The following is a 9,407-nucleotide window of genomic DNA, read 5'->3' as shown; positions in this document are numbered from 1 at the left end:
CACCCACAACCGGAACCACAAGGGCGCATGGGGCCCGGTGAACGGCATCGTCGTCCACCACACAGCCGGCCGTAACTCGCTGAACCTCTGCTACAACGGCACGTCGTCCCTGCCCGGTCCGCTGTGTCACGCGCACCTGGCGAAGGACGGCACGCTGTCGCTGATCAGCAACGGCCGGGCCAACCACGCGGGCAGCTTCGCGGCCAACGCGTTCAACGCGATGCTAAACGAGTCGGACAACCACCCGCGGCCGGACAGCGCTGAGCCGATCGACGCCAACGCGCGGACATACGGCATCGAGATCGAGAACCTGGGCAACGGACGCGACCCCTATCCCGCTGTCCAGTACGACGCGGCTGTCCGTTGGGCTGCGGCCATCTGCCGTGCGCATGGCTGGTCGGCGGACAGCGTGATCGGACACAAGGAAGGCACGCGGCGCAAGATCGATCCGACGTTCAGCATGGACAAGTTCCGGGCAAACGTGGCCGCAAGGCTGTCCGGACAGGGCGGGGCTGCGCCCGATGTATCTGCTCCCGCGCCGGACAGTAAGCCGAATCCGCCGAAGGTGTCCGGACACCCTGCCCGCTACCAAGTCACCATCAACGGACAGCGCTACGGCTATGGCGCCTATGGCCCCCACGTGACCGCTGTTGGCCGCGCGCTGGTGTCCGCTGGCTTCGGACGTCACTACAAGTCCGGTCCCGGACCGAAGTGGACAGACGCGGACACGAAGAATTACGCCGACTACCAGCGGAGTCTCGGCTACAGCGGATCGGACGCGGACGGTGTGCCCGGCGCCACGTCGCTCGGCAAGCTGCTGAAGCGCTCCGGTGTCCGGACAGTGTCCGTCGCCAAGCTGGTGTCCGCGGCCAAGTCCAACCCGCCCATGTCCGGTACGCCGGTCACGTACTCGGGTGTCCGGACAGTTGAGGCCGCACTGTCCGCTGCTGGGTTCCTGGCGTCCGGACGGGTGGACGGACACTTCGGCTCGGACACGGTGCGCGCGTACGCCAAGTGGCAGCGCAAGCTTGGTTACCGCGGACGTGACGCGGACGGAATCCCGGGACACTCCTCGCTGTCCGTTCTGGCCGCGCGCTACGGGTTCAAGGTGTCCGCATGAACGAGGACGAGCCGCCCTTCGTCCGCATTGGCGCCCGCGAGATTTACGACAAGCTAGAAGCTGTGCACGCGGACGTGCAGGAGTTGAAGCGGACAGCGGCGGACATCGAGAAGCACGAGGCCCGGCTCAATGCCTTAGAGCGTTGGCGGTATGGAGTCGGTGCGGCACTGGTCACCGCCATCACATCTGCCGCCATCACCGCGGCCCGATCGATTGGACAAGCATGACCGAGTTCGTTCGCAACCACGCCGTACGGCTCTACGCCGTGTTTGCCGCGGCTGTCGCCGTTGCCTCGCAGTACGTCGAGCTGCCCGTTGAGGCCCTGCTTGCCGGTGCCGCTGCTGTTCTCGGTGTGGGCGAGGCCACTCAGCGCACGGAGAACCGGAAGACGGTCGACGCGTATCTGACGGACATCACGAAGTAACCATCGCGCCCCCTGCCTGCTGACAACGACACGTCGGCAGGTAGGGGGTTTTCGTGTATCCGAACATCGCGCTGATCGGCAAGGCGCAGGCCGGCAAGGACAGTGCAGCGGCGCACCTGGTCGCGCAGCACGGCTACCGGCGAGAGGCGTTCGCGGACCGGCTCAAGGCCGCTGCGCTGGAAGTGGACCCGGTCGTTCACGTGGACCACCGGTGGGACGAGGAATACAGGCTTCAGGAAGTGGTCGGCGTACGCGGGTGGGAGCGCGCCAAGGAAGAGGTGCCCGAGGTCCGCCGCTTCCTTCAGCACCTGGGCCACTCCATGCGACAGCTCGCGCCGTACATCTGGATTCACCCGGTGGCGAATGCGATCTGCGTCAACGGTGCCGCCCACGTCCCCACTGTCGTCACCGACGTCCGGTACTGGAACGAGGTTCACGCGCTGCGCGAAGCCGGGTTCACCTTCGTGCGCATCGTGCGGCCGGGAACCGGCGATGACAGCCACGTCAGCGAAACGGAACTCGACGGCTTCGCCGCTGACGTGACGATCAACAACAGCGGAACGCTGGCCGAGCTGTACGCGCAGATTGAGGGCGTGATCGCGTGAACAACGCGGGATTAGCCGTCATCGTGATCATTCTGTTCGTCGCATTCTGCATGTCCGGGAAGGATGAGTCATGAGCGCGTACGACGACCTATACAACCGCCTCGGCGCGGGCCTGCACGAGATGTCCTCCGGGTGGGGTGACGTGGCTCGACTGCTCGACGCCTACCGAGACGAGATCCGCCGGGAGGCTGCGGCGGAGATCCGGGCTTCGGCAGACGCGCGGTTCCGTGAGTACGACGGGGCCTATGAAGCGCTGGAAGGGTGCGACGCGATGGACGCCGCCGCTGACCTGGTCGACCCGGAGGCGAAGCCGTCGTGAGCGCGCGAGAAGAACTGTTTGAGGCGCTTATGCCGCCGTACCGGTCCCAGTACGCGCCGGGTGAAGAGGAGAGCGCCAACGCGCTGCTCGACGCCTACGCGGACGAGATCCGCCGGGAGTTCGCCCATCGCGCCAGCGCCCGACTGCATCAGCAGGGCGACGACATGGACGTGCTGTGCGGACACACGACCAACGCCGGCGGAGCCTTCCGTGTAGCGGCGAACATGGTCAAGGTGATGGCGCGGTGAACGCGCGTACGCGCTGGGCTGTCATCTGGGCCGGCTGGGTCGCCTACTTCTGCATCGCAGAGACCATCGCTGTCCGCTCGCGGCAGCCGTACGCGCCGCTGTGCGCCTATCTCCGGCCTGCGCTGGGAGCTGGCGGTAGCCGCGTCCACAGGGCTGCCGGGACGGTCGTGGTGGGCACAGCAGTGGCCTGGTTCATTCCGCACGTGTTCAAGGGAGGGGCGAACGCATGAGTGAGGATCGCGAAGCGCGGCGGGAGCGGTGGGCGGATGCGGTTCACGACGCGGACGAAGCGGGTCAGCTCAGCTACGAGCAGGCGAAAACCATCGCCGACGCAGCCCTAGCCGTTGCGGACGCTGAGCTGAGCGACCTGCGGTTTCTGTTCGACAGCGCCCGGGATCGTGCTGACAACCTCGCGGACGAGAACGCCCGGCTGCGTGAGCAGTTGGCAGACGCACAGCGGGATCACCACGAGGACACACAGCAGCTTGCAGAGATGCGCGAGACCATCACCCGGCTCCGCGCTGAGCTGGAAGCTGCCAAGGCTGTCGTTGATCGCGCCGACACCAACGACCGTGAAACCGGGTTCTTCATGGACGTGCGCGACGCACTGAACGGCGAACGGAGTGAGCCCGGTGTGTGACTGCGGAACCTGCTGCAACGAGTGCGGGCATGACGACAACTGCATGACCAACCAGCGCTAGCGCGCGCCCCCTTTGCCCCTGTCTGCTGGCTATGCGCCGGTAGGCAGGGGCTTTCGTCATTCACGAAATCGTGAACGCTTGGTAGGTTGGTTGCCGACCGCTGACCACCTAACGGAGAGACCTCCCCATGGCTACCCGGGCAGAGATCCGCGACGAGATCGCCAGCAATATCGAACAACTGCGCGAGATGTGTGACCAGCATCTGAGAGACACGCTCGCGCAGCAGACGGGGGACCTGATCGAGAAGCTGCCAGTCAGCGAGCGGAAATTGCTGAAAATCAAAGTACGCCACGCAGTGGAAGGCAAAGCGTGGGGCGGAGCCGAGAAGCTCGAAGCGATCGACTATGCGGCCGTGCCCGGCGTTATGAACCTCGTGCAGCGGGGCACCAAGCTTGTCACCAGCAGCGTGGGTGCGTACATCAAGGCGGCGGATCTCGCAAAGGATCTTGCCGCCGTTCTGCTGGATATCCGCAAATGCGTACGCAACAAGCAAGGCTTGCCGGACCTCATGGGCACAACCATGGAATACCGCGCGGCGTCGCACGCGATCTACACAGCGGCCGGCAAGCAGATCGCCAAAAACACCAGCGACGCGAAGGCGGTGTCCGAGGCCGTCGATAAGCTCGCCCGTGCCGTGCGCCGGCAGATGTCCGCACAGACGGTGGAGTACATCAAGGGTCTCAATCGGCGGAAGGCGGAATTCCGGAAAGCCTTTCCCGCAGCCGCGGAACAGTACCCCCACCTGACGCCGGCAGAGGCGGTCTATGCGCTGTACGAGGCGAAGGGCATCCGACTGCCGAAGATGGGCGGGAGCCAACGCGCAATCCTGAAGTGGCGCGGCGAGAACAACCAACTGACGGGCACGGCCGACCAGGTGCGCGCCGCTGTCATGAGCATGAGCAGTTTGACTCCTGACGCCGTGCGAGAGCTGCCGGATGACGAGAAGCGAGCCGTACGCCGGGAGCTGGACGACACGCTGGAGCGGATCAAGGCGCTGATTCAGGCTACGCTCTAGCGGTTGACTTCCCGTTTCGGGAGGTCTAGTCTGGGGGCAAGTCAGCAGCGAGAGGGCAGGGCGATGAAGCTCAAGGCAAAGCGCACCGGGACCGGTTACTACGAGGTCGACACGCCGGATGGCACGTACCGCGTGGAGAACAAGCCGGCGCCCAAGGGGTCTGGGTACGGGTCCGGCCCCAATTGGGTGATCATCGCTCCGGGCGAAGAGGTGGCGGACGCGTCCAAGCCGACCAAGCGCGAGGCACTGGAGTACATCGCCCGCATCGTGGAGGATGAGCAGCAGTGACTGAGTACGGCGTGTTCAGCGACGAAGGCTGTGTGTTCGTGTCGGACTCCGCGGACGAAGCCGCCAGCAAGGCAGAGGAGTACCGAGCTGCGGACGGCGGGTACTACGCCGACCTGATCAGCGTGGATGAGATGTGCCAGGAACACCGCGATGACGAGCAGCCCCGGCGCACCTGCGAGGCGTGCAGCGCCTGACCAACCCGAGCCCCCTTGCCCACAGCGGTGAGGGGGTTTCGTCATGCCTTCAGCGAGGCGGGGGCCGCTGACCAGCACTTATGACGTTTTGACGTTTTTACATAAAAATCTAAACCCCTATGGAAACCCTATGGGATTACCGGGACCTCCGTCATTTCGTCAAAACGTCATTCGGCTCCGCTCGCGCTGTAACCGCCGCTCCCCCTTCTACCTGTCCGACAAAGACAGGGGGCCCCTCATGGCCAAGATCAAAACGGAGCACAAGGGCGGCAGCCGGTTCTACGTCGATACGGAGACGCGAGTCACCGTACCCGGGGTAACCAGCATTATCGGCACGCTGGCGAAGCCCTTCCTCGCGCCGTGGAACGCGAAGCTCGCCGCTGAGATGGCGGTTGATTCGCTCGACTTCCTTCCCGCGCTGGTGGCTCGCGACCGAGACGGCGCAATCGATCTCATCAAGGGTGCCGCTCGCCGGTACACATCGGAGCGCAGCAAGATCGGCAGCGAGGCGCATGACTGCTTCGAACGGCAGATCCGCGGCGAAGCCGTTGGCCACGTCGCTGAGCATCTGATCCCGTACCGGGACCACTACGACGCGTTTCTCCAGACCGTGCAGCCCGAGCTGCTGTACGCCGAGGACATCGCCTGGTCTGACACGCACGAGTACGCCGGCTCGCCGGACACCATTGTTCGCGTGAAGCTGGACCCGGCGGGTAAGCCTGACCAGGCTGGCGACCCGTTCACGGTCGTGCTGGACAACAAGACGGGCAAGTCCACGTATCCCGAAGTGGGGCTTCAGAACAGCGCGTACGAGCACGCCGATCGACTCATCCTCGCTGACGGCACGAGCGTCCCGGTGCCTGAGATCGACGGCGGCATGGTGCTGCACATCACGCCCGATCAGTGGTCGCTGAAGCCGGTGCGCACGAATCGCGAGGACGTGTTCGCGACGTTCCTGCACCTGCGAGAGATCTTCCGCTGGGACCGCGAGATCAGCAAGACGGTCATCGGCAAGCCCATCGCGGGCAGCAGCTCGCGGCTGGTCACGGGAACTGAGAGGCGTGGAAAATGATCAGGTCTGAGTTCGGCAAGGTGTTCACCGTCTCTGGCGCCGGCCGTGACGTAACGCTGGATTGGGAGGACCCGGATGTCCCCCGGCTCAGCAGCGACGCGATCCTCTCCCCCGCTGCTGCGCGGGAACTCGCGCTCGCGCTGAACCTCGCTGCGGATCAAGTAGACCCGCGCCCGCTGGTTGTCCTCGGTGATCCTGCCACGCCGAAGGAGGCAGCCCACTACCTCGACTGCGACGGCGACACATGGGAGCGCCAGGCGGACGGGATGCTGAAGCTGATCGCGAGCAACGACCCTGACACGGAAATCGGGCTGGTCAGGTCCGAGGAGTGGGTGCGAGGCAGCTACAGCCCGCTGACGCCGCTGGTCGAGGCTGCGCCCCCCCTTGCTGACGCCCTGCTCCGCCTGGGCGTGCGCCTCGAAGACGCTGCTGACGGCGAAGCCTGGGACGTGCGCCGCGCGCTGGACCTGGTGCGCAACTGCGTGGACGGCCTCGCGAGCGAGCTGAAGCGGAAGGAGAGCTGATGGCCACGCGCAAGTTCACGCGTGACGAGCTGGAAGCCATCGGCGTTCCCTTCGAGTGCGACAGCGAGGAGGAGGACGGCTACGCCACGGAGCTTCACCGCGAGCAGATCAGCAAGCGGCGCTGGGTGTCGGAACATGAGCTGATCTTTCGCGCTCCCGACGACGGCAAGGCGTGGCGCGTGACGTACGTACAGGGGCTGACGGAGGAACAGGAAGTCGAGCCGTTCGACTACCACGGCGAGATCATCGAGGCCACCGAGATGGTACAGCGCGAGGTCACGGTTACCCGCTGGGTTGAGAGGATCACACGGTGAAGCTCGCCGGATACGCACTGGCCGCGTACGCGCTGGTCATCGGGATCGCCTGCGTGACCGCGTGGGCAGTGATGATTCTCGTCGGCGTCTGGCACGGCATGCGCCCCGCTGTCCCGGCCATCGGATTCGGCGAAGCGCTGATCGTGGCGTGGATCGCCGGCCTGCTGGTCGCCCCCGCTGCTGCGTCGAGAGGAGAGAACTGATGGACCCGGCAACCGCACGACTCCTGTTCGCTGACTGGGCTGCGTCCCTGTCGGCAACGCCCGATCCTGCGGCTGGCATTCGTCGCGAGATGCTGCGTGCCAGCCGGCCGCACATCTTCCCGCCTGCTGTGCCCGTCGCGCTGCGCGGTCCGAAGTGGGGACAGCGCCGATGATCATCATCCTGGCCACCGACGCGAAGCGCGTGGAGATCCAGATCAAGGGCGCTGACGCGGAAACGCTGGCGCGCGCCGAAGCAACGGCCTCGCGGCTGTGGTCGCTGGCTGCTGCGCCGGCTACGCCTGACAGGCGGAAGGCGGGGTTCGAATGACTGGCGGCGCTGATCTGGCTGTCGGTACTGGAGACATCTGGGTCCACGCCGACCGCCGCACACTGGTGGGCGTAGAGCCTGTGTAACGAGACTGGCCCCTGGCGAAGCCGCCGGGGGCTTTTCTCATGTAACCGCCGCGCCCCCTTCTACCTGACAGCCCAACGGGCACAGCGAGAGGGGATTACAGATGCCGCTTCCCATGGGGATCTTCGAGACGGACCCGGAGCACACCGAGCGCAAGCCGAAGTTCGAGAAGCCGGATAGCGCGTTCATCTTCCGGGCCGGCTATCAGGAGAACAACCTTCCGCAGAAGCTCAGCAAGTGGCGCGTGACCACGCATGACCGGGACATCGCGGCTGCCGTGGCGCAGAGCATGGGTGGCTCGGTGACCGAGTGGGAGACCAGCGGGGACGACTTCCTTCAGGTGTTCACGGACACGGTCGAGGTGCCCATTCTGCTGGACGGGCCGGACGCGATCGACGTGCCGCTTATCCAGTGGGGGCCGAACAAGCAGCCGATCCACATCTGCGACGGCGTCACCATGCTGGGCCCCGACAAGGAAGACATCGGCAAGCCGTGCGGCTGCCCGCGGGAGCTGAAGCAGCGCAAGCAGCTCGCGCGCAAGGGCCGCGGTCCCAAGCCGGAAATCAAGGTCTGGTTCCGGCTGGCGGAAGACGAAGACCTTGGGCGTGGCTACGTCAAGTCGAACGCGTGGGATTTTCTGCTGAACCTCCGCACAGTCGTCGCGGAGCTTGAGCGGATCGGCGGTCCGGCTGTTGGCACGCTGAAGCTGAACCACGTGAACTACGAAACCGACACGCACACCGTGGAGTATTACCACGGCGAGATTCACTCGCTGAAGTCGTACAACGATGCGGTTTCCGGCGAGTAGCTGGGACGCGGCGCTAGCGCATTGGGCGGGAATTGCTCCGCAGTTGGATGACGACGCTATTCGTTCTCCGATGTGGACGTTCCCGCCTGCTGCGGCGCGCGCCGTGATCCATCAGCGTAAGAGGCGATTCGGCTGGGACGACGACGCACTTTAGGGAGTGGGCATGGCGGGTTACGCCAGAAACGAGAAGGTCAAGGACAGGGTGACTGGCAGCGTAAGCGCGGTTCACGCTGGGCCGTTCAACGCGGGTCGACCGGATGAGTTCTACGTGTTGAAGAAGCTTGACGGGCGCGAGCAGGTGGCGATGTCGAGTTTCCTCGACCCGGTCGCGCGGGTCTTCGCACATGGCGACAGCGTCGAGCACGACTACGTCGGCGGGCGCGGAACCGTCAAGGGTGGTCCGTTCCGCGGAGCGTGTAAGCCCTGGTACGCGGTCAGCGTGGAAGGCGGCAGGGACGAAGTGTGGGACGCCGGCAGCATGCGGCTGGTGGCTGCGCCGACTGCGCTGAACTCGTACACACTCGACGGCGTCACCTACGACCTGACTGCGGATTACCGCGACAACGAGGGCGACGTTTGGCGATTTACGGGCGACACGCACCCGGACGGAATGCCCGAGGTCAGTTGTTCCGGGAGCAGCTACACGCGGCTTGCCGACGCAGTTGACAAGTACGGACCACTAACTCGGGCGTAGCCGCCCGACCACTCTGCCGGATGCCCTTCACGGGGTGTCCGGCTTTGTGGTGTTAGGAGGAATCGCCGATGAAACTATACCTGGTTGAGCGCACGGACACGGTCGGGTGGGATGAGACGAACGCGGTTGTCGTTCGCGCAGCGAGTCATTTGGATGCGCTTGCGCTGCTGCGGGAACGCCTCGATTCAGGTCCGTGGCTGCACGGCATCGAGCCGGACGGCAGCAACGTGCAGATCAAGCGCATTCGCGAGAGCGGCGAACGGGGTGTGATCTGCCATGACTTCAACGCCGGCTGAGCTGCGCATCAGCGAAAAGGCGTCGCCTGCGGCTGGCGACATTCGGCGCGCTAGCGCGGGTTCAACCATCTTCCTCTCCCCCGGTGCCGAGCGCCGTCGGGATTGGAGCCGGCTGGTCGATGCGATCGCGTCGGCCGTTTCGAAGGGGGCGGATGTCGTATGGCTGCGGT

At 65.3% G+C, this 9,407-nt stretch carries 18 protein-coding genes; all 18 read left to right on the top strand.

The features are described 5' to 3' along the window. Window positions 1-37: 37 nt before the first annotated feature. Entirely contained in the window at window positions 38-1,120 is a 1,083-nt protein-coding gene (locus tag GCU69_RS34545) for a peptidoglycan-binding protein (protein WP_328629994.1), read from the top strand. After that, window positions 1,117-1,347 (top strand): hypothetical protein, encoded by a 231-nt coding sequence (locus tag GCU69_RS13020; RefSeq protein ID WP_156206132.1) that lies wholly within the window; start codon window positions 1,117-1,119, stop codon window positions 1,345-1,347. Before GCU69_RS34545 ends, GCU69_RS13020 begins: the two co-directional genes overlap by 4 nt. After that, complete coding sequence (locus GCU69_RS13015; protein ID WP_156206131.1) at window positions 1,344-1,544, top strand: hypothetical protein; 201 nt, start codon at window positions 1,344-1,346, stop codon at window positions 1,542-1,544. Before GCU69_RS13020 ends, GCU69_RS13015 begins: the two co-directional genes overlap by 4 nt. 53 nt (window positions 1,545-1,597) lie before the next feature. Further along, window positions 1,598-2,149 carry a deoxynucleotide monophosphate kinase family protein gene (locus tag GCU69_RS13010; protein WP_156206130.1) on the top strand — a complete coding sequence of 184 codons (552 nt, stop codon included), beginning with the start codon at window positions 1,598-1,600 and terminating at the stop codon, window positions 2,147-2,149. Window positions 2,150-2,219: 70 nt separating this feature from the next. Further along, window positions 2,220-2,468: a hypothetical protein gene (locus GCU69_RS13005; protein ID WP_156206129.1), complete on the top strand. Its 249-nt coding sequence runs from the start codon at window positions 2,220-2,222 to the stop codon at window positions 2,466-2,468. After that, entirely contained in the window at window positions 2,465-2,716 is a 252-nt protein-coding gene (locus GCU69_RS13000) for a hypothetical protein (protein WP_156206128.1), read from the top strand. Before GCU69_RS13005 ends, GCU69_RS13000 begins: the two co-directional genes overlap by 4 nt. Window positions 2,717-2,942: 226 nt before the next feature. Further along, the gene (locus GCU69_RS12990) at window positions 2,943-3,356 is read left to right on the top strand and encodes a hypothetical protein (protein ID WP_156206126.1); all 414 of its coding nucleotides are present in this window, start codon (window positions 2,943-2,945) and stop codon (window positions 3,354-3,356) included. Window positions 3,357-3,544: 188 nt separating this feature from the next. Continuing rightward, on the top strand, window positions 3,545-4,432 hold the full coding sequence (locus GCU69_RS12985; RefSeq protein ID WP_156206125.1) for a hypothetical protein: 888 nt from the start codon (window positions 3,545-3,547) through the stop codon (window positions 4,430-4,432). 63 nt (window positions 4,433-4,495) lie between these two features. Next, window positions 4,496-4,720, top strand: a complete 225-nt coding sequence (locus tag GCU69_RS12980; protein WP_156206124.1) for a hypothetical protein — start codon at window positions 4,496-4,498, stop codon at window positions 4,718-4,720. Continuing rightward, complete coding sequence (locus GCU69_RS12975) at window positions 4,717-4,914, top strand: hypothetical protein (protein ID WP_156206123.1); 198 nt, start codon at window positions 4,717-4,719, stop codon at window positions 4,912-4,914. The genes GCU69_RS12980 and GCU69_RS12975 overlap by 4 nt, the downstream gene beginning before the upstream one ends. Window positions 4,915-5,152: 238 nt before the next feature. Then, window positions 5,153-5,986 (top strand): hypothetical protein, encoded by an 834-nt coding sequence (locus tag GCU69_RS12970; protein WP_156206122.1) that lies wholly within the window; start codon window positions 5,153-5,155, stop codon window positions 5,984-5,986. Continuing rightward, on the top strand, window positions 5,983-6,510 hold the full coding sequence (locus GCU69_RS12965) for a hypothetical protein (protein ID WP_156206121.1): 528 nt from the start codon (window positions 5,983-5,985) through the stop codon (window positions 6,508-6,510). The genes GCU69_RS12970 and GCU69_RS12965 overlap by 4 nt, the downstream gene beginning before the upstream one ends. Beyond that, window positions 6,510-6,824 carry a hypothetical protein gene (locus tag GCU69_RS12960; RefSeq protein WP_156206120.1) on the top strand — a complete coding sequence of 105 codons (315 nt, stop codon included), beginning with the start codon at window positions 6,510-6,512 and terminating at the stop codon, window positions 6,822-6,824. Before GCU69_RS12965 ends, GCU69_RS12960 begins: the two co-directional genes overlap by 1 nt. After that, entirely contained in the window at window positions 6,821-7,027 is a 207-nt protein-coding gene (locus GCU69_RS12955) for a hypothetical protein (RefSeq protein WP_156206119.1), read from the top strand. Before GCU69_RS12960 ends, GCU69_RS12955 begins: the two co-directional genes overlap by 4 nt. A 169-nt stretch (window positions 7,028-7,196) precedes the next feature. Beyond that, window positions 7,197-7,355, top strand: a complete 159-nt coding sequence (locus tag GCU69_RS12950; protein WP_156206118.1) for a hypothetical protein — start codon at window positions 7,197-7,199, stop codon at window positions 7,353-7,355. Between the two features lie 199 nt (window positions 7,356-7,554). After that, window positions 7,555-8,247, top strand: coding sequence for a recombination directionality factor (locus GCU69_RS12945; protein WP_156206117.1), 693 nt, complete (start codon window positions 7,555-7,557; stop codon window positions 8,245-8,247). 163 nt (window positions 8,248-8,410) lie between these two features. Then, window positions 8,411-8,941, top strand: a complete 531-nt coding sequence (locus tag GCU69_RS12940; protein ID WP_156206116.1) for a phiSA1p31-related protein — start codon at window positions 8,411-8,413, stop codon at window positions 8,939-8,941. 68 nt (window positions 8,942-9,009) lie between these two features. Next, window positions 9,010-9,237 carry a hypothetical protein gene (locus tag GCU69_RS12935; protein WP_156206115.1) on the top strand — a complete coding sequence of 76 codons (228 nt, stop codon included), beginning with the start codon at window positions 9,010-9,012 and terminating at the stop codon, window positions 9,235-9,237. The last annotated feature ends 170 nt before the right edge of the window (window positions 9,238-9,407 follow it).

This window comes from Streptomyces lycii (genome assembly GCF_009735685.1).
GTDB classification, from domain to species: Bacteria; Actinomycetota; Actinomycetes; order Streptomycetales; family Streptomycetaceae; genus Streptomyces; species Streptomyces lycii.
This window is presented reverse-complemented; position numbering and strand designations above follow the sequence as displayed.

Coding starts and splice junctions, on each gene's coding strand:
- GCU69_RS13020 (WP_156206132.1), top strand. CDS start 1,117: ATGAACGAGGACGAGCCGCCCTTCGTCCGCATTGGCGCCCGCGAGATT.
- GCU69_RS13015 (WP_156206131.1), top strand. CDS start 1,344: ATGACCGAGTTCGTTCGCAACCACGCCGTACGGCTCTACGCCGTGTTT.
- GCU69_RS13005 (WP_156206129.1), top strand. CDS start 2,220: ATGAGCGCGTACGACGACCTATACAACCGCCTCGGCGCGGGCCTGCAC.
- GCU69_RS12990 (WP_156206126.1), top strand. CDS start 2,943: ATGAGTGAGGATCGCGAAGCGCGGCGGGAGCGGTGGGCGGATGCGGTT.
- GCU69_RS12985 (WP_156206125.1), top strand. CDS start 3,545: ATGGCTACCCGGGCAGAGATCCGCGACGAGATCGCCAGCAATATCGAA.
- GCU69_RS12980 (WP_156206124.1), top strand. CDS start 4,496: ATGAAGCTCAAGGCAAAGCGCACCGGGACCGGTTACTACGAGGTCGAC.
- GCU69_RS12970 (WP_156206122.1), top strand. CDS start 5,153: ATGGCCAAGATCAAAACGGAGCACAAGGGCGGCAGCCGGTTCTACGTC.
- GCU69_RS12965 (WP_156206121.1), top strand. CDS start 5,983: ATGATCAGGTCTGAGTTCGGCAAGGTGTTCACCGTCTCTGGCGCCGGC.
- GCU69_RS12960 (WP_156206120.1), top strand. CDS start 6,510: ATGGCCACGCGCAAGTTCACGCGTGACGAGCTGGAAGCCATCGGCGTT.
- GCU69_RS12950 (WP_156206118.1), top strand. CDS start 7,197: ATGATCATCATCCTGGCCACCGACGCGAAGCGCGTGGAGATCCAGATC.
- GCU69_RS12945 (WP_156206117.1), top strand. CDS start 7,555: ATGGGGATCTTCGAGACGGACCCGGAGCACACCGAGCGCAAGCCGAAG.
- GCU69_RS12940 (WP_156206116.1), top strand. CDS start 8,411: ATGGCGGGTTACGCCAGAAACGAGAAGGTCAAGGACAGGGTGACTGGC.
- GCU69_RS12935 (WP_156206115.1), top strand. CDS start 9,010: ATGAAACTATACCTGGTTGAGCGCACGGACACGGTCGGGTGGGATGAG.